Annotated in this window: 18 protein-coding genes; 6 read left to right on the top strand and 12 right to left on the bottom strand. The window is 72.4% G+C overall.

The window, feature by feature from the left end:
* The first annotated feature begins 3 nt into the window (after positions 1-3).
* Complete coding sequence (gene recX / locus ACFQ79_RS15330; protein WP_356551620.1) at positions 4-570, top strand: recombination regulator RecX; 567 nt, start codon at positions 4-6, stop codon at positions 568-570.
* Positions 571-614: 44 nt separating this feature from the next.
* On the opposite strand, the gene ACFQ79_RS15335 is transcribed toward recX, so the two are convergent.
* From ACFQ79_RS15335 to ACFQ79_RS15370, 8 genes are all read right to left on the bottom strand, one after another.
* A complete protein-coding gene (locus ACFQ79_RS15335) occupies positions 615-1028 on the bottom strand; it encodes a rhodanese-like domain-containing protein (RefSeq protein ID WP_383583240.1) in 414 nt (137 codons plus the stop codon).
* Positions 1025-1618 (bottom strand): cysteine dioxygenase, encoded by a 594-nt coding sequence (locus tag ACFQ79_RS15340; protein WP_383583242.1) that lies wholly within the window; start codon positions 1616-1618, stop codon positions 1025-1027. Before ACFQ79_RS15340 ends, ACFQ79_RS15335 begins: the two co-directional genes overlap by 4 nt.
* A 103-nt stretch (positions 1619-1721) precedes the next feature.
* Positions 1722-1808, bottom strand: coding sequence for a putative leader peptide (locus tag ACFQ79_RS15345; RefSeq protein WP_311605579.1), 87 nt, complete (start codon positions 1806-1808; stop codon positions 1722-1724).
* A gap of 32 nt (positions 1809-1840) precedes the next feature.
* On the bottom strand, positions 1841-3598 hold the full coding sequence (locus ACFQ79_RS15350; protein WP_383583244.1) for an FAD-dependent monooxygenase: 1758 nt from the start codon (positions 3596-3598) through the stop codon (positions 1841-1843).
* A 193-nt stretch (positions 3599-3791) separates the two neighbouring features.
* Complete coding sequence (locus ACFQ79_RS15355) at positions 3792-4682, bottom strand: amino acid ABC transporter permease (RefSeq protein ID WP_383583247.1); 891 nt, start codon at positions 4680-4682, stop codon at positions 3792-3794.
* Positions 4679-5353 (bottom strand): amino acid ABC transporter permease, encoded by a 675-nt coding sequence (locus tag ACFQ79_RS15360; RefSeq protein WP_383583250.1) that lies wholly within the window; start codon positions 5351-5353, stop codon positions 4679-4681. The genes ACFQ79_RS15355 and ACFQ79_RS15360 overlap by 4 nt, the downstream gene beginning before the upstream one ends.
* A 120-nt stretch (positions 5354-5473) precedes the next feature.
* A complete protein-coding gene (locus ACFQ79_RS15365) occupies positions 5474-6295 on the bottom strand; it encodes a glutamate ABC transporter substrate-binding protein (RefSeq protein ID WP_383583253.1) in 822 nt (273 codons plus the stop codon).
* 54 nt (positions 6296-6349) lie between these two features.
* A complete protein-coding gene (locus ACFQ79_RS15370) occupies positions 6350-7138 on the bottom strand; it encodes an amino acid ABC transporter ATP-binding protein (RefSeq protein ID WP_383583256.1) in 789 nt (262 codons plus the stop codon).
* 274 nt (positions 7139-7412) lie between these two features.
* Here ACFQ79_RS15370 and ACFQ79_RS15375 point away from each other — a divergent pair, with 274 nt between their 5' ends.
* On the top strand, positions 7413-8126 hold the full coding sequence (locus ACFQ79_RS15375; RefSeq protein ID WP_383583259.1) for a response regulator transcription factor: 714 nt from the start codon (positions 7413-7415) through the stop codon (positions 8124-8126).
* 18 nt (positions 8127-8144) lie between these two features.
* Entirely contained in the window at positions 8145-9578 is a 1434-nt protein-coding gene (locus ACFQ79_RS15380; protein ID WP_383583262.1) for an ATP-binding protein, read from the top strand.
* 195 nt (positions 9579-9773) lie between these two features.
* Here the strand turns inward: ACFQ79_RS15380 and ACFQ79_RS15385 are convergent, their stop codons facing one another.
* The 4 genes from ACFQ79_RS15385 to ACFQ79_RS15400 form a co-directional block, all read right to left on the bottom strand.
* Entirely contained in the window at positions 9774-10772 is a 999-nt protein-coding gene (locus tag ACFQ79_RS15385) for a TAXI family TRAP transporter solute-binding subunit (RefSeq protein ID WP_383583265.1), read from the bottom strand.
* Between the two features lie 215 nt (positions 10773-10987).
* Positions 10988-12169, bottom strand: a complete 1182-nt coding sequence (locus ACFQ79_RS15390; protein ID WP_383583267.1) for an RCC1 domain-containing protein — start codon at positions 12167-12169, stop codon at positions 10988-10990.
* Positions 12170-12188: 19 nt separating this feature from the next.
* Complete coding sequence (locus ACFQ79_RS15395; protein ID WP_383583270.1) at positions 12189-13376, bottom strand: RCC1 domain-containing protein; 1188 nt, start codon at positions 13374-13376, stop codon at positions 12189-12191.
* A gap of 12 nt (positions 13377-13388) precedes the next feature.
* Positions 13389-14615, bottom strand: a complete 1227-nt coding sequence (locus ACFQ79_RS15400) for an RCC1-like domain-containing protein (RefSeq protein WP_383583272.1) — start codon at positions 14613-14615, stop codon at positions 13389-13391.
* Between the two features lie 662 nt (positions 14616-15277).
* Between ACFQ79_RS15400 and ACFQ79_RS15405 the strand changes: the two genes are divergently transcribed.
* From ACFQ79_RS15405 to ACFQ79_RS15415, 3 genes are all read left to right on the top strand, one after another.
* On the top strand, positions 15278-15763 hold the full coding sequence (locus tag ACFQ79_RS15405) for a hypothetical protein (RefSeq protein WP_383583275.1): 486 nt from the start codon (positions 15278-15280) through the stop codon (positions 15761-15763).
* A 158-nt stretch (positions 15764-15921) separates the two neighbouring features.
* Positions 15922-16932 (top strand): hypothetical protein, encoded by a 1011-nt coding sequence (locus ACFQ79_RS15410; RefSeq protein WP_383583277.1) that lies wholly within the window; start codon positions 15922-15924, stop codon positions 16930-16932.
* Positions 16933-16949: 17 nt separating this feature from the next.
* Entirely contained in the window at positions 16950-18341 is a 1392-nt protein-coding gene (locus tag ACFQ79_RS15415) for a hypothetical protein (RefSeq protein ID WP_383583280.1), read from the top strand.
* The last annotated feature ends 40 nt before the right edge of the window (positions 18342-18381 follow it).

Below are 18381 nucleotides of genomic sequence, written 5' to 3' on the forward strand. Positions count from 1 at the left end.
CCAGTGACCGGTCGCACCGAATGGCCGGGTGACAGCCCCGAATCGTCGAGGGCCGAGAAGGAGCTGTCACCCCAGGACCCGGCTGAGCGGGCGCGGGCGATCTGCCTGCGCCTGCTCACCGGGAACCCCCGCACGCGCAAGCAGCTCGCCGACGCACTGCGCAAGCGGGAGATCCCCGACGAGGTGGCCGAGGAGGTCCTCTCCCGCTTCGAGGACGTCGGGCTGATCGACGACGCCGCCTTCGCGGGGGCCTGGGTGGAGTCCCGCCACCACGGCCGGGGCCTCGCCCGCCGGGCCCTCGCCCGCGAGCTGCGGACCAAGGGCGTCGAGCCGGCCCTCATCCAGGAGGCGGTGGAGCAGCTCGACTCCGACCAGGAGGAGGCCACCGCGCGGGAGCTCGTCGCCCGCAAGCTGCGCGCCACCCGCGGTCTCGACCGCGACCGGCGCCTGAGACGGCTCGCCGGGATGCTCGCCCGCAAGGGCTATCCCGAGGGCATGGCCCTCCGTGTCGTCCGCCAGGCGCTGGAGGCCGAGGGCGAAGACACGGACGGGCTCGACGAGTCCTTCTGATCCCCGGGGGAGATCAGAAGGACGTGTCCCGTCCCGTCCGGGGCTCAGCCCGGTGTCGTCGGCAGCAGGACCGGGAGGCCCGCCGCCTTCCAGGCCTGGAAGCCGCCGATCAGGTCGGTCGCCCGGTGCAGGCCCAGGCGGCGCAGGGACTCGGCCGCGAGGGAGGAGGCGTAGCCCTCGTTGCAGAGGACCACCACCAGCAGGTCGTGGCCGGTCGCCTCCGGCGCGCGGTGGCTGCCCTGCGGGTCCAGCCGCCACTCCAGTTCGTTGCGCTCCACCACCAGCGCACCCGGGATCAGACCGTCCCGTTCGCGCAGGGCCGCGTAGCGCGTGTCCACCAGGAGCACCTCACCCGTCTCGTACGCCTCGTAGGCGGTCCGCGGCTCGATGCGGTCGAGGCCGGACCTGACCCGCTCCAGGAGCTCGTCGATACCGACGCGGTTGTCGCCGGCGCTCACTGCCAGTCCTCCGGGCGTTCGACCTGCTCGAGGCGGAGCACGGCGCCCGACCGGCTGAAGCGCCGGATCAGCGGGAGCGGCGGGTAGTAGGCGTGCACCGAGACGGCGTGGGTGTCGGGGGACTCGTTGAGCACCTCGTGCACATGGTGACGGCCGAAGGCACGGCCACCGCCCTCGCCGAGGCGGCGGGAGCGGTCGAGGCCGTCGGCCAGTTCCAGGGTCTTCCAGCCGCTCGCCGGCAGCCGGACCGCCAGTGCGTTCTCGGTGAGGCTGCCGCGCGCGGTGGCGAAGGCGCCCAGCGACTCGGCGTGGTCGTGCCAGCCCGTGCCCGTGCCGGGCGGCCAGCCGATGAGCCAGGCCTCGCTGCCGCCGGGGCCTTCGAGCCGCACCCAGGTGCGGCCCTCGGGGTCGAGCGGCAGGGAGTCGACCAGGTCCCGGTCCGCCGCCGTGCGCCGGACGAAGTCGAGCAGGTCGGCCGCCGTCGGGGTGCCGGAGGGCGTGGCGGCGGGAGCGCCGGGGGAGTCGGCGGATGCGTCGGGTGAGGCGTCTGCGGAGACGCTCAGAGGGCGTGCGGGGGCGGGTCGAGACACGGGTGACCGTCCTGGGTTCGCTGAGAGCGCGCGGCGGCAGCACGGCACACGGACGTACCTGGACGTACGGCGGTGGCGGGGCGCGCGCGGGGAAGGGGCGAGATCAGCAGGACGGGCGACACACGCAGCCCGCATAGCGGACGAGGTCCATATGGACCCTCCGCCACAGGCGCACATCGGTGTCGGTCACGCTCCGGAGTACACCATGCGCGCCGACCGGAATCAATGCATGTCCGCTGTGCGGTCACTCCCCGTGGACACTCCCGGCGGCCCCACCTTCGCCGCGGCCTTCGCGCCGGACGTGGTCCCGGCCTTCGTTCCCGCCTTCGGTCCGGGGTCCGTCCCGGTCTCCGGCCCGTCCTCGGGGTCGCCGGTCGGCGAGCCGCCGCGGGCCGCGTCCGCCGCCGCGTACAGCTCCTCCGGGTGGACCCCGGCGAAGGCCGCGACGAGATGCCCGTCGGGCCGCACCAGCAGGACGGCGTGGGCGGGGGCGCCCGGGTAGGCCTCCGTGACCAGCACCTCCGCCTTCGCGGGGAGGGCGGCGACCGCCTCTTCGAGCCGGGGCATCACCCCGGCGCCGCGCCAGTGCCGCCGGTCCCAGACCCCGGTGCCGGGGGCGACCAGGACGACCAGGAGGCGGCCCTGACCCAGCCGGTCCCGGAGCCGTACGGTCGTGCCGTCGGGGGCGGTCACCCGGACGTCCTCGACCGGGGCACCCTCCGGGGTGCCGACCGGGGTCCGGCCCTCGGTGTACGGAGGCGCGAGGGGGGAGTGGGGGTACGCCGGGGGCGCGCCGAGCGGGCCGCGCCCCACATGGCCGTCGGTCAGGAGGGCGTCGTGGCCGCGCGCGGCCCCCGGAAGGTACGTCCGCAGGCCACCGCCGCCCCGCAGCACCGGCAAGGACTGGTCGGCGCCCCGCAGCCGGTGGGCGACGGCCGCGCGCCGCTCGCTCTGGTAGCTGTCGAGCAAGCGCTCGGAGCCTCCGTGGTGCCAGGTGTGGGCGAGTTTCCAGGCGAGGTTGTCGACGTCCCTCAACCCCTCGTCGAGGCCCTGGGTGCCGACCGCGCCGAGCAGGTGCGCCGCGTCCCCGGCGAGGAGGACGCGGTCCACCCGCCAGCGCCGGGCGAGCCGGTGGTGGAGGGTGTGCACGCCGGTGTCGATGAGCTCGTACGGAGGTGTCACGCCGTCGCACCAGCCGGCCAGGGTCTCGCGGATGCGGGCGATCAGCGCGTCGGGCGTGACGAGGTCGCCCCGGGGCGGCAGCAGCCAGTCGATCCGCCACACCCCGTCGGGCAGCGGGCGGGCGGCGATCTCGTCGGCGGCGCCCCGCCACGGCGGCTGACGGTGCAGCAGGGCCTCGCCGGGCCAGGGGAGTTCGGTGCGCAGCGCGGCGACCGCGTGCCGTTCCACGGCCGTACGGCCGGGGAAGCGGATGCCGAGCAGTTTGCGTACGGTCGAGCGGGCGCCGTCGCAGCCGACGAGGTGGCTGCCGCGCCACCAGGTGCCCGCCGGGCCCCGGGTGTGGGCGACGACGCCGTCGCGGTCCTGCTCGATCGTGTCGAGCCGGGCCTCGGTGACGAGCCGGATCAGCTTCTGGTGGGCGATGGCGTCGCGCAGCCCGCGTGCGAGGGCGTGCTGCGGGATGTGCAGCGGCGCGGCCGGGGCGGAGGGCGCGGCGGGGTCCTCGGACCACTCCTCCGTACCGCCGAGTCCCAGGTCGAGGGTGAGGTGGCGGACCACCTGGCGGCGGCGCATGCCGCGCCAGCCGACCCAGCGGACCCCCTCGTCACGGAGGGTGGTGCAGCCGAGCCGCTCGACCATCGCGGCCATGTCGGCGCGCAGCACGACGCTGCGCGCGGGGCGTGGTTCGTCCTTGCCCGAGCCCTCGTCGAGGACGACGCTGGGCACGCCCTGTGCGGCGAGGGCGAGGGAGAGCGCGAGGCCGACCGGCCCCGCGCCCACGATGATCACCGGGTCCACGGCGCGGCTCCTGAAGGCCGGACGGTCATGGGGGCAGCACATCTGAGTGTGGCACGAGCCCGGTGCTTGATCACAGACCGTATGCAACCCACTGAGGGTGCTTGCGTCAAGCGACGGGGTGGGCGCGGTGCGGCTGACCTGAAGTCAGTACCGCTCCGGCCCACCCCTGTTGTCCCACGGACCCCTGGAGGGGTCAGGCGCCGCTGGTGGCGTCGCTCTTCACATCGGCCGGTCCGCCCTGGGCGGGGATGGCCGCCACGGCGGACTTCTTGCCCTGGCGCAGGCGCTTCTCCAGCCGTCCCGCGAGGGCGGTGACGATCGAGTTGAGGGCGATGTAGATCAGCGCGATGACGGTGAACGTGGCGATCGTGTTGGCGCCGTAGTTGGCCGTGATCTGCCGGTTCTGGCTGAGCAGCTCCGTGAAGCCGAGCAGCGCGCCGCCGAGCGCCGTGTCCTTGACGATCACGACGAGCTGGCTGACCAGCGCGGGGAGCATGACGGTGACGGCCTGCGGGAGCAGGACGTACATCATGGTCTGGCCCTTGCGCAGGCCGAGCGCCTCGGCCGCGTCGCCCTGGCCGCGCGGCAGCGAGAGCACACCGGCCCGGACGATCTCGGCGATCACCGAGGCGTTGTAGAGCACCAGACCGGTGACGACCGCGTAGAGCGGGCGGAAGTCGGAGCTGACGGTGGTGAACTCCCGGTAGAGGGCGTTCGCGAACACCATCAGGAGCAGCACCGGGATGGCGCGGAAGAACTCCACGACCGCGCCGACGGGGACCCGCACCCAGCGGTGGTCGGAGAGCCGGCCGACGCCGAGGAGGGCTCCGAGCGGCAGCGCGATCAGGATCGCGAGGCCGGCCGCCTTGAGGGTCTCCGTCAGACCGGGCAGCAGATACGTCGTCCAGACCCGGGAGTCGGTGACGAACGGACTCCACTTGTCGGCGGCCAGCTGGTTCTTGTCGTTGAGGGCCGCCAGGACCCACCACGCCACCAGGGCGAGGACCGCGAGGAACCCGATCGTGAAGAGGAGATTGCGCCGCTTGGCCCGCGGCCCGGGGGTGTCGTACAGGACGGAACTCATCGCTTCACCGCCAGTCGCTTGGCCGCCCAGCCGAAGAACAGGCCGGTCGGAAGGGTGAGAACGATGAAGCCGAAGGCGAAGACGGCGAAGACGGCGAAGAGCGCGTCTGCCTCGTTCTCGATCATCTCCCTCATCAGGAGGGCCGCCTCGGCCGCGCCGATGGCCGCCGCCACGGTGGTGTTCTTCGTGAGGGCGATGAGGACGTTGGCGAGCGGGGTCACCGCCGCGCGGAACGCCTGGGGGAGGACCACCAGGGTCAGGACCTGGAAGAAGCTCAGCCCCAGCGCGCGGGCGGCCTCGGCCTGCCCGGCCGGCACGGTGTTGATGCCCGAGCGCAGCGCCTCGCAGACGAAGGTGCCGGTGTAGGCGATGAGTCCGAGGATCGCGAGCCGGAAGCCGATGTCCTCGGAGCGGTCCGCGCCGAGCGTGATGTTGAGCGTCTGGTCGAGGCCGAACGAGCAGGCCACGACGACGACGGTCAGCGGGGTGTTCCGGACGAGGTTCACGTACGTGGTGCCGAAGCCCCGCATGAGGGGTACCGGGCTGACTCGCATGGCGGCGAGGGCGGTGCCCCAGATCAGGGAGCCGATCGCCGAGTAGAGGGCGAGCTTCGCCGTCACCCAGAAGGCGCCGAGCAGGTCGTACTGCCCGGAATCAAGAAAGTCGAACACGATGCCCCGCGCTCTCCCCTGGTGGTCGGTCGGTGTGGAGGCCGGTGCGTGGGCAGCGGCCGGTGCCGGTGTGACGGCCGCCGTCGAGCGGGGCGGCCGTCACGGACCGGGCGGGGTGGTTCAGCCGGCGATCTTCGGCGCGGGGTCGTTCTTGTAGCCCGAGGGGCCGAAGTGCTGCTTGACGAGCTTGTCCCAGGTGCCGTCGGAGACGAGCTTCTCCAGGGCCTTGTTGATCTTGCCCTTGAGCTCGGTGTCGCCCTTCTTGAGGCCGATGCCGTAGTTCTCGTCGCTCATGGAGAGACCGGCGAGCTTGAACTTGCCCTGGTGCTCCTTCTGCGAGGCGTAGCCCGCGAGGATGGAGGCGTCCGTGGTCAGGGCGTCGACGCGCTTGTTCTCCAGGCCGGTCAGGCACTCGGAGTAGCCGCCGAGCTGCTGCAGGTCGGCCTTGGGGGCGAGCTTCTCCTTGACGTTCTGCGCGGAGGTCGAGCCGGTGACCGAGCAGAGCTTCTTGGAGTTGAGGTCGTCGACCTTGGTGATCGAGGAGTCGTCGGCGCGCACCAGCAGGTCCTGGTGGGTCACGAAGTACGGGCCCGCGAAGTCGACCTCCTTGAGGCGCTTCTCGTTGATCGAGTAGCTGGCGACGACGAACTTCACGTCACCGTTCTTGATCAGGTTCTCGCGCTCGGCGCTCGGCGCCTGCTTCCAGTTGATCTTGTCCTCGGCGAAGCCGAGCTCCTTGGCGACGTACTTGGCGACGTCGACGTCGAAGCCGGCGTACGTGCCGTCCGGGGTCTTCAGGCCGAGGCCCGGCTGGTCGAACTTGATGCCGATGGTGATCTTGTCACCGTTGCTGCCCGAGTCCGACCCGGTTCCACAGGCGGTGGCGGTCAGCGCGAGGACGACGGCGGCCGCGGCGGCGGCAGGGGTGCGACGAAGCTTCATCGAGGAATGTCCCTTGATCTAGAAGTGAGTTGGGAAGAATAGGCCCGAACTCGCTCAGTGGTGAAGGATCTTGGAGAGGAAGTCCTTGGCCCGGTCGCTGCGCGGGTTGCTGAAGAACTCCTCGGGCGCCGCCTGCTCGACGATGCGACCGTCGGCCATGAAGACGACCCGGTTGGCGGCGGAGCGCGCGAAACCCATCTCGTGGGTCACGACGACCATCGTCATGCCGTCCCGCGCCAGTTGCTGCATGACCTCGAGAACCTCGTTGATCATCTCGGGGTCGAGTGCGGAGGTCGGTTCGTCGAACAGCATGACCTTCGGGCCCATCGCGAGCGCGCGGGCGATCGCCACGCGCTGCTGCTGGCCGCCGGAGAGCTGCGCCGGGTACTTGTCCGCCTGCGTGCCGACCCCGACCCGGTCGAGCAGGGCACGGGCCTTCTCCTCGGCGGCCTTCTTCTCCGTCTTCCGGACCTTGATCTGGCCCAGCATCACGTTCTCGAGCACCGTCTTGTGCGCGAAGAGGTTGAACGACTGGAAGACCATGCCGACGTCGGAACGCAGGCGCGCGAGCTCCCTGCCCTCCGCCGGCAGCGGCTTGCCGTCGATGGTGATGGTGCCGGAGTCGACGCTCTCCAGCCGGTTGATCGTGCGGCACAGCGTCGACTTGCCGGACCCGGAGGGTCCGATGACGACCACGACTTCGCCGCGGCTGATCGTCAGATCGATGTCCTGGAGGACATGCAGTGCGCCGAAGTGCTTGTTCACGCCGGACAGTACGACCAGGTCGCCGTCCGTGGCGCGGGGGGTGTCCTCGAGACCCTTGGACACTGACTCTCCGCTCATCGGGCTCTAGCTCCGTCCTCCTCGGTTGGGGAGGACACTAGAGACCCGATGTGACGACCGTCATCAGATCTGAGCGGAAATTGAGGATAACGATCCGGCCGCAACCGGACACAGTGTGTGAAGGGGGCACCCCGGGCCGTACCGGCTGCATAACGGAAACGCCGCCGTCACCGGGGGACACTTGACTGTGACACCGATCATCGGTGTTCATGCCTTGGTACCACCTGGTACACAGAGAGCCGATATCGGGACCGCGACCACGGAGGAGGTACGTATGCGACTGCTGCTCGTCGAGGACGACGATCATGTCGCCGCCGCCCTCTCCGCGATCCTCGCCAAGCACGGCTTCACGGTGACCCACGCCCGCAACGGCGAGGAGGCGCTCCAGGCCGTGCTGCCCACGGCACAGGGCGAGCGTCCCTCGTACGGGGTGATCCTGCTCGACCTCGGTCTGCCCGACCAGGACGGCTACCAGGTCTGCGGCCGCATCCGGAAGCTCACCACCACCCCGGTCATCATGGTGACCGCGCGCGGCGACGTCCGCTCCCGGATCCACGGGCTCAACCTCGGCGCCGACGACTACGTCGTGAAGCCCTACGACCCCGGCGAACTCCTCGCCCGGATCCACGCCGTCAGCCGGCGCAACGCCGGCGCGGAGGAGACGACGGGCGGCGGCGCGGCCGCCGACGGAACCCAGCTGCGGCTCGGCTCCGTCACCATCGAGCTGCCCACCCGCCGGGTCAGCGTCGACGGCGAGAGCGTGCCCCTCACCCGCAAGGAGTTCGACCTGCTCGCCCTCCTCGCGCAGCGCCCCGGCGTCGTCTTCCGCCGCGAACAGATCATCAGCGAGGTCTGGCGCACCAGTTGGGAGGGGACCGGCCGCACCCTGGAGGTGCACGTCGCCTCCCTGCGCTCCAAGCTCCGGATGCCCGCCCTGATCGAGACCGTGCGGGGCGTCGGCTACCGCCTGGTCGCCCCCGCCGCGTAACCGCCGGACGGCCCCTTCGTGCGCACCCGCCTCCTTCCGCTGCTCATCGTGCTGATGGCCGGCGTCCTGCTCGCCCTCGGCTTCCCGCTGGCCGCCAGCCTCGCCGCCTCCGAGCAGCAGCGGGTCGTCGTCGACCGCCTCGACGACGCCGCCCGGTTCGCCGCGCTCGCCCAGTTCGTCAGCCCGACCAGCCCCGGCACCGACGAGCGCAGCACCACGCTCGGCGGTGAACTCGCCAGCTACCACGACGTGTACGACATCCGTGCCGGGATCTTCTACCGCGACAACCAGTCCATGGCCGCTGCCCCCGAGGACTGGGTGGTCCCCTACGAAGGGGAGGGCCGCCGCGCCTTCAACGAGTCGCTGCTCGGCCGCCGCAGCCACGACCCGCCCCAGGTGTGGCCCTGGCAGGCCCACGCCCGGCTCATCATCGCCTCGCCGGTCGTCCGCGACGGCGACGTCGTCGCGGTCGTCGTCACCGACTCGCCGACCGGGCAGCTCCGCATGCGCATCCTGCGCGGCTGGCTGCTGATCTTCGCGGGCGAGTCACTGGCCATGCTGGTCGCCGTGGGCGCCGCCTTCAGGCTCACCGGCTGGGTCCTGCGGCCCGTCCGCGTCCTCGACTCCGTCACCCACGACATCGCCACCGGCCGGATGAACTCCCGGGTCGCCGCGACCGGCGGACCGCCCGAGCTCCGGCGCCTCGCGCTCTCGTTCAACGAGATGGCCGACAACGTCGAGGAGGCGCTCGAACAGCAGCGGGCCTTCGTCGCCGACGCCTCCCACCAGCTGCGCAACCCGCTGGCCGCGCTGCTCCTGCGGATCGAGCTGCTCGCCATGGAGCTGCCCGAGGGGAACGAGGAGATCGCCTCCGTACGGACCGAGGGCAAGCGGCTCTCGCAGGTCCTCGACGACCTCCTCGACCTGGCGCTCGCCGAGCACGCGGCGGCCGAGCTGCGGCTCACCGACGTCGGCGCGCTCACCGCAGAGCGGGTCGCGTCCTGGCGACCGGTCGCCGACGGCAAGGGCGTCGTGCTCACCGGGGAGTGCGGGGCGGTCACGGCCTGGGCCGACCCGGTGGCGCTCTCCAGCGCGCTGGACGCCGTGATCGACAACGCGCTGAAGTTCACCCCCGCCGGGGAGGAGGTCACCGTCACGGCCAAGGTCCAGCCCGGTGGGGAGAGCGTCGCCGTCGTCGTGGCCGACCAGGGGCCGGGCCTCACGGAGGAGGAGCTGGGCCGGGTGGGCGACCGCTTCTGGCGCTCGGGCCGGCACCAGAACATCAAGGGATCGGGCCTCGGCCTCTCGATCACGCGCGTGCTGCTCACGGCGGGCGGCGGCGGCATCGCGTTCGCGCCGAACGAGCCCCACGGGCTGTGCGTGACGGTCACCGTGCCCCGGAACCAGCCGGCGGCGCGGCCGGGGGAACGGTGGACACCGGAGGAACGGTAGGGCCGCGCGCTGGCGGGGCGGCTCGGAGGTAGGTCCGCGCGTTGGGCAGGAGGTGGTCAGGACCGGGCCTCATCCGGGAGCGCGGTCAGGGTCGGGCTCTCTGCGGAGCGCGGTCAGGGTCGGGCCCCCTCCGCAAGACGGCTAGGACCAGGCCCCCGCCGGAAGACGGCTGGGACCGGGCCTCCTCCGGGAGGCTCAGGGTTTCACCGAGCGGTAGTAGCGGCGGGCCCCGTCGTGGAGGGTCAGCGGCTCGGTGTAGACGGCGGTCCGCAGGTCCACCAGCTGGGCCGGGTGGACCTTGCGGCCGATCCGGTCCCTGCTCCCGATCACCGTACGTGTGAAGCCCTCGACCAGGTCGTCGTCGGCCTCCTCGGTCGTGACCAGCAGGTTCGCGACCGCGAGGGTCACTATGGGGCGGCCGTCCTGCGCCTTGGCGTAGGCATCGGCCGGGATCACCGCGGACCGGTAGTGACGGGTCGAGCCGCCGACGTCGTGGAGCCGGTCGACCAGGGCCGCGTCCAGCGGCAGCAGCCGGACCGGGAAGCGCTCGGACAGCGTCTGCACCGGCTGGGTGGGCAGGCCGCCCGACCAGAAGAAGGCGTCCAGCTCGCCGCGCTCCAGGAGCCCGGGCATGGTGTCGATGCCCGCCGAGACCGGTACGACGTCCCGGTCCGGGGTGAGGCCCGCCGCCGCGAGGACCCGGTCGGCGACCAGCCGTACGCCGGACCTGTCCTGGCCGACGCCGACCCGGAGGCCGCGCAGGTCCTGCACCTTCTGCAGCGAGGAGCCCTTGCGCACCACGATCTGCACGTAGTCGTCGTAGAGCCGGGCGCAGCCGCGCAGCCGTTCCCAGCCCGGCCGGCGCTCCCGCTGGTACTGGGCGACCGCGTCCGCCGTCGCGACGGTGAAGTCGGCCTCGCCGGTGGCCACCCGCTGCACGTTCTGCTGGGAGCCCTCGCTCTCCTTCAGCGTTATCGACACCTCGGGCAGGTCCTCCGAGAGGTCCTGCTTGAGGAGGTCCCCGTACCGCTGGTAGACGCCGGTGGAGACTCCCGTGCTGAAGGTGACCGAGCCGCTCGGAACAGGAGAACCGAAGGGCATCAGCCACCACACCAGCACCCCGCACACCGCGAGCAGCGCGGCCGCGCCCGCCAGGACACGGCGGCGGGCGGCACGGGAGAGGGAGGCGAACATGGACGCGATCCTGCCAGGCCGCGGGCGTGTCTGGCCAGGTTCGATCGCGTGAGGGGGCGCGGGGGGCGGGCGTGGGCGCGGGGCGTGGGGTGCGGGGTGCGGGGTGGTGCCCCGTACACGTGCCCCCGCCGCGTGCCCCGTACACGTGCCCCGCCGCGTGCCCCGCACGCGTGCGGCCGCGCGGGCCCGGCGAGGGGTCCGCGCGGCCGTGCCCGTCAGTAGGCGAAGGCGGACTTGCCCGTCACGGTCGTGGCGACGTGAGTGATGCCACTGCCCGGCGGCAGCGCCACCGTGGTGCCGGTGGGGTTGGTGATCGTGCCGTCGCCGAGCTGGGCCGCCGCGTTGGCACCCCAGCCGATCACCGAGCCGTCGTCCAGCGCGGCCACGGTGAAGTCGGCGCCGCCCGCGATGCTCTGGACGCCCTTGAGCGTGTCCAGGACGACGGGGGTGGTGCGGTTGGCGTTCGTGCCGTCGCCGAGCTGGCGGTCGGTGTTCTTGCCCCAGCCGGCCAGGCTGCCGTCGTCGAGGACGGCGAAGCCGGACGCGGAGGTGGCGAAGATCCTGGCCACGGCGTCGAGGTAGGCGACGTCCACCGGCTTGTTGCTGTCGGTGGTGGTGTCGTTGCCGAGCTGGCCCTCGGCCCCCTTGCCCCAGGCCTTGACCACGCCGTCGGCGGTGAGCGCGAGGACGTGGTCGCAGCCCACGGCGACGGACTCGACGTCGACGAGGTCGGGGACCTTCTGCGGGGTCTCGCGCGTGGTGTTGTTGCCGGTGCCCAGGCGCCCGTTGTCGCCCTTGCCCCAGGTCCAGACCGTGCCGTCCTGCCGGAGCGCCACGCTGAAGTCGCAGCCCGCGGCGACGTCCTTGACCTTGTCCAGGCTCTGTACGGGGATCGGGGCCTTGTACGGGTTGGTGGTGTCCTGGCCGGTGCCGAGCTGCTTGGAGGCGTTGCTGCCCCAGGCGAGGACCCGGCCGCCCTTGACGGCGAGGGCGTGGTTGAGGCCCGCGGAGACCTCGCTCACGCCGGAGAGCCCGGCGACGGTCGCGGGGAAGGACTGGGCGACGAGGGTGCCGTTGCCGAGCTGGCCGGTGGCGTTGTTGCCCCAGCTCTTCACGGTGCCGTCCTTGAGGAGGGCGACGGCGAAGCCGTTGGCGGCCGCGGCGGCGCCGCCTCCGCCCCCGGAGAGCTCGCGCACGTCGTCACGGGTGATGCCGACGACGGCGGCGGGGGTCTGCTGGGCGAGGACGCTGCCGTTGCCGAGCTGGCCCTGGGCGTTCTCGCCCCAGGCACGGACCCAGGGGTCGGTGCCGGCGGCGTGGGCGGAGAGGCAGGGTAGGGCGAGGGTGGTGGCCGCCGTGAGGACGGCGAGCAGGGTGGTGCGGGGGGACGGGGACATCTGTGGGGACCTTTCGTGGTCAGTAGGCGTAGCTGGCCCCGGAGACCTTGGAAGCCGCTACACGGGTCGTGCCACTGCCCGGACGCAGGACGGTGACCGGGGTGGGGGAGTTCGTGGTGGTGCCGTCGCCGAGCTTGCCCGAGGTGTTGTCGCCCCAGGCGAGGACCGAGCCGTCGGCGAGGACGGCGAGGGTGTGGTTGTAGCCGCCGGCCAGGGCTGTGACGTCGGTGAGCCCCGGGACGGGGACCGGGGTGGTCCGCGAGACGGTGGAGCCGTCGCCGAGATGCCCGGCACCGTTCCACCCCCAGGCGCGCACCTGTCCGTCGTCGAGGACGGCGAAGGAGTGGTAGCCCGCCGCGTAGATCCGCGCGACGTCGGTCAGGTGCTTGACGTCGACGGGTGCCGAGCCGTGTTCGTTGCTGTCGTTGCCCAGTTGCCCGTTGGTGTTGTAGCCCCAGGCCTTGACGGTGCCGTCTGACGTACGGACGAGCGAGTGGTGGCAGCCGGCGGCCACCTCCACGACGTCCATGAGATCGGGTACCCGCCGGGGAGTGTTCCGGTCGGTGGTGGAGCCGAGACCGAGCTGGCCGAAGTGGTTGCGGCCCCAGGTCCAGACCGACCCGTCCTCGCGCAGGGCGAGCGCGTGGCTGCAACCGGCGGCGATGTCCTTGACCTTGTTGAGGCTCTGGACGGAGACGGGCCGGCCGGCCGGGGGGTCGGTGCTCGCCGCCGTCACGCCGTTTCCGAGCTGGCCGAACGTGTTGTCGCCCCAGGCGAGCAGCCGCCCGCCCCGTACCGCGTAGGCGAAGGTGGCGCCGGCGGCGACCTCGGTGACTCCGGAGAGCCCGCTGACCGCTGCGGGGAAGGATCTCGCCGTCGTCGTGCCGTCGCCGAGCTGCCCGTTGGTGTTGCCGCCCCAGGACTGGACGGTGCCGTCGTTCAGGAGGGTGACCGCGAACGAGGTGGGGCTGTTCCAGCCGCCGGCCGCGAGCTCGCGTACGTCGGCCCGGGCGAGGCCCGTGACGGTGGAGGGGGTCTGCTGGTCGAGCGTGCTGCCGTTGCCCAGCTGGCCCGTGTTGTTCAGGCCCCATGCCCGTACCCATGGATCGCTCGGTGCGGCCGCTGCTCCGGCGGGAGTCCAGGGGACGGCGAGCATCACAGGGAGTGCGAGGGCGAGGGCGGCGGAAGCGCGTCTGATGGCTGTCATCGCGCCACCCGCTCAGTACGCGTACGTCGTGTTGCCGCCCAGGGAGACGGCCACCGCCTTGATCGCCGAGCCCTCGTTGAGGATCTTCACCGACTCGTAGCGGGCGACCGTCGTGCCGTTGCCGAGCTGGCCCTCGCCGTTGTGGCCCCAGGTGAAGACCTCGTCCGCCGTGACGGCGACGCCGTGCCGGGCGCCGGCCGCGAGGTGCTGGACGCCTTCGAGGCGCGGGATCTCGACGGGTGCGGTGCGGTTGGTGCGGGAGACGTTGGAGTCGAAGGCCTCGTCGCCCTCCAGGAGCTGGCCGTACTGGTTGTTGCCCCAGCCCCAGACGTGGCTGTCGCTCGTCTTGACGTAGTTGTGGAAGGCGCCGGCCTCGATGTCGGAGACGCCCTCGATCCAGTCCACGTCGACGGGGAGCGTGGCGGACTTGGTGGAGGAGTTGCCGAGCTGGCCGTAGAGGTTGTAGCCCCAGGACTTGACCGTGTCGTCGGCGGTCAGCGCGAGGGCGTGGTGGCAGCCGGCGTCGATCTCGACGATGTTCTCCAGGCCCAGGACCTGCCGGGGTACGGAGCTGGTGGCGCGGGTGCCGTTGCCGAGCTGGCCGTGGATGCCGCGGCCCCAGGCGTACACCTTGCCGTTCTCCAGGAGCGCGAGGCTGAAGTCGCAGCCCGCCGAGATCTGCTTGACCTTGGGCATGCCCTGGACGCGGTCGGGGACCGTGCGGCTGTCACCGGTGCGGTTGTTGCCGAGCTGGCCGTACGCGTTGTCGCCCCAGGAGTAGACCTGGCCGCTCGTGTCGAGGGCGAGGCCGTGCTTCCCGCCCGCGGCGACGTCCTTGATGTTGGTGAGGCGGGGGACGGTGGTGGGCACGGTCTGGTTGGTGTTGCCGCCGTTGCCGAGCTGGCCCGAGGAGTTGTGGCCCCAGGACTTGACCGTCTTGTCGGTACGGGCGAGGGCGAACGAGTCGGCGGACGAGGTGCCGCCGGCCGACAACTGGTCGACGTCTCCGCGGAAGAGGCTGGTGACCGAGGACGGGCTGAGGCTGTCGGCGAGGGTGCCGTTGCCGAGCTGGCCGGTGCGGCCGGCGCCCCAGCTCAGCACGGTCGGGTTGCCCTCGTTGGCGTGTGCCGCGGGGGCGAGGGCCGGTACGGCGGTGAGGGCCGCCGCGGCGAGTGCGGCGGCGGCGAGCCGCCGGGCGCGCGGTGTCGTGCGCGAGGGACTGCGTCGTGAACGGGACATGGCTCTGCTCTCCTTCGACGGGGACATACGGGAGCGCGGCGCCCGGCCGATGCCGTCCGCCGGGAGGCGGAGACGTACACGGGCCGGTCGCGGGTCATGCGAACACGTCGTGCCGGGCCTTTGGGCGTGGGGCGCCCACGGCCGGGTGCGGCGGCCGGGACGGGCCGCCGGGCACAACAGCAGACTGTCCGAAAACGATCACCGAGGCGCGCTGGAACCGCTGAAGCACTCGTTTGTCGGACGTCCGTTCGGGGTGGTGTTCAGGGGGCGCACTCACCCCCGTCGTGGGCCGGAGGGGAAGCGCGGGCGGCGCCTGTGGCGGGCCGCCGAACGGCGGCGGCCGGGTGAGTGAGAGGCGCCGCCGGACACGCTCGCCCGCTCTCCCGCCCACACCCCCGAATCCCTACGAACGGGTGGATCGGCGGGCCGGGGCACGGGCCCGCCGCGGGCCCGGATCCGACCCCTCGGGGCAGCCCCGTGTGCGCTCCGCCGAAGTGGTGAGCAGCCCTCGGGGTGCGCGCCGCGCCGTGTGTCCTGCCGGGGTGCCGACGCCCCGACGGTTAGCGTCTGGAAGCGCTCGGTGATCTTGAGGGCAGTCCCCTGTCCGCCCCTGGCGTCCTCTTCCGAGCTCACCAAATCACCCCTGTCCCAAGGGAGTTCCCATGCCCGAATGGAAGACGTCGGCACGCCGTGTGCTGACCGCGGCCGTCCTCGCCGCCGCTCTCGCCCTGCCCCTGGCCCCCACCGCGCACGCCGAGGAGTGCAAGCCCGACGACCAGGCCTGCCTGGACAAGGAGGCCAACGCCAAGGAGGCCAAGGAGATCGAGGAACAGCAGAAGAAGACCCAGGAGAACGCCGGTCAGGCCGACAAGGACATCAAGGCGGCCGGGGAGAAGCTCAAGGAGTGCCCGCCCGGCTCGTCCTCCTGCATGAGCAAGCTGACCGGCGGCAAGGGCGCCGCCGAGGAGCAGGGCGTCAAGGACATGACCGACACCATCTCCGCGAACGAGCCCGAGCCGACGGACAACGCGGCCCAGGCCGTGACCTCGACCTGCGCGACCTTCCCCGCCTCGCTGCCGCAGGGGTCCACCGACCCGGGACAGTCCCCCTTCCCGGTCGACCAGCTCTGCAGCCTCCTCGACGGCTGAGCCGCGCCCCCGCGCGTCCCCCGCTCCATCCGTCTCCCCCCCCCGCTCCATCTGCCCTCCCGCTCCATCTGTCCCCTCCGCTCCATCCGTCCCCAGCTCCACCCGTCCCCAGCTCCATCCGTCCCGCGCTCCCATCCGTCCCGAAGGGATCCCCCGTCATGCCCGCGTGCCATCGCCGCGCCGCCCTGCTGCCCGCCCTCTCCGTCCTCATCGGTCTCGCGGCCGTCTCCCTCGCGCCGCCCGCCGGTGCCGCCGAGGAGGGCCCGGGCGAGACCCCCGTGCCCCGTGCCCTCACCGCCGACGGGCGCCCGGCCAAGGTCGCCGACGTCCTGAAGTACTGCGGCACCAAGCGCAACGCCTGCACCTTCGCCATCGACCGCAAGCTGGGCCGCGAGTACGTCACCGCCGTGAAGTCCCTCGGCAACGCGGTGATCAACTGCACCCAGAGCGACATGGCCGTCGAGCGGACCGTCACCCTGAGGACCGGCACCACCGACAACATCGGCGGTGAGATCTCCGGGCAGATCACCGCCGAGGGCACGGTCGCCGCCACCGGCACGGTCAGTACCAACCTCACCGGCGAGGTCTCGAGCGAGAACAAGACGCCCGACCTCTCCAAGGGCCCCACGTCGACGAACACCGCCAAGACCTCGGTCGCCGGCGGCGCCACGGCCTCGGGCTCGCTGAGCGCGCGCCTCGCCTTCCAGGCCGCCTTCAAGGCCACGTACTCCAAGTCGTGGACGGTCGAGACCACCGAGGCGACCGCCTACAAGACCACCGTCAAGCCGCACGACATGCTCGTCTTCGGCGCGAGCGCCGCCATGCGGCGCGTGGCCGGCAGCCTCGTCGCCGACACCGGGCAGCGGATCGTCGGCATCGTCGTGGACAGCCCCTCGACGGTCACCAACAGCACGTTCGTCGCGCAGACCTACGCCGCGCCCGCCGGCGTCTGCAGCGGCACGCGGCCCCCCGGAAACACGGCCCCCACCCCGGCTCCCGGCCCCGGCCCGGCCCCCGCTCCCGGCCCCCAGCCCGCTCCCGGCCCCGGTCCGGTCTCCGCCGCTGAGGTCTCCGCCGCTGAGGTCCCCGCCGCGGAGGTCCCCGCCGCGCGGGCGGTGCCCCCGGGCGCCGAGCCGAAGCACGTCGTCGTCCTGCCCGCCGCCAACTGACCGGGAGAAGCGCCACCATGAACCGCACCACCCTCCCGGCCCTCGTCGTCCTCGGGGCCACCGGACTGCTGCTGCCCGTCGTCCCCCTCTCCTCCCACGCCTCGGCCGCGGCTGCCGCCGCCGAGCAGGCCGTCCCCGTCCTCAACGGCGACTTCGCCGACCCGGTCATGAAGGGCGACGGCCCCACGACCGTCGGCATCGACCACTGGACCGGCCTCAACCAGCGCTACTCGCCCGCCGCTTCGGGCCGCACCGACGCCTCCCACGGCGTCGCCCTCCAGAAGGACGGCAACACCCTCCAGCAGCGGCTGCGCGGAGTCCGCGCGGGCGCCAAGGTCACCGTGAGGTTCGAGGACAGCCCCGCCGTCTCCAAGGAGTGCACCGGAGAACAGGTCGTCGCGGGCCAGCCCTATGCCCTCGTCGGCTCCGGCGGCCCGGTGCAGGAGCTCACCACCGCAGGCGACCCCGACCGGGTGAAGGGCACGCCGGGCAAGGGACGCTGGACCGGTCGCGCCTACGTCTTCACCGCGAGCGAGAACGAGCCGCTGCTCACCTTCACCTCACGCGTCACCGACTCCCGCACCCATGTGACCTGTTCGCCGATGATCGCCCGCATCCGCGCGGTCGAGGTGCCGACGGACGTCGACAGGACCGTGAGCAAGACCGCGCTCGGGACCTCGGAGGCGTACAAGGGCAACGACCGCGAGAGCACCCTCCACAACGCCGCCGCCGCCTGCAACGGCGAGAACGCCTGCACCTTCCGGCCCGACACCCGCACCTCCTTCCGCTACTACGACCGGGCACGGGTCGTCGGCGAGGCCTTCGTCAACTGCACCCGCAACGCGCTGGAGCACTCCCGGCTCCTCTCGTACTCCGAGCGCGCGCACGACAGCATCTCCCAGACCTACGCGGACGCGGGCCTCGCGCTCAACGAGGTCGCCAGACTGCCCACTTCGGGCGACCGGACGGAGGACGAGAAGCGCCTCAAGGAGCGGCCGATGGCCGGCCAGTTCGCCCTGGCGTACGAGAAGGTCTGGCAGCGGCCCTGGCAGTGGTTCAGCAGCGACCAGCGCACGGTCGTGGAGAAGATCCAGCCCGGTGAGGTGAGCTGGGTCGAGATGCAGCCGAGCCGCGAGCGGGTCGAGGGCTGGTTCGTCAGCAAGAAGGACGACTACCGCCTGCACGCCGTCGTCGACGGGCCCTCGCGGGCCGTGCCCGACCGGCTGCTCCAGCGCACCGGACCCATGTCGGAGGCCGAGAAGCAGCGCTGCGTGGCCGCCCGGCCCATGACCACCACACCGGTCGGCGCGGACGCGCCCGCGAGCTCCAGCGACAAGGGTCTCCTCAAGAGCCCGGTGTCGAGGGTCGCGGGCGTCCGGGCCGGGATCCGGAGCGTGCCGCTGAACTGACCCCGACCGGTACGCGCGACCGGACCGATGCGGGCGCGCG

Origin of the sequence: Streptomyces sp. NPDC056480, assembly GCF_042795405.1 — a bacterium.
Taxonomy (GTDB): Bacteria; Actinomycetota; Actinomycetes; order Streptomycetales; family Streptomycetaceae; genus Streptomyces.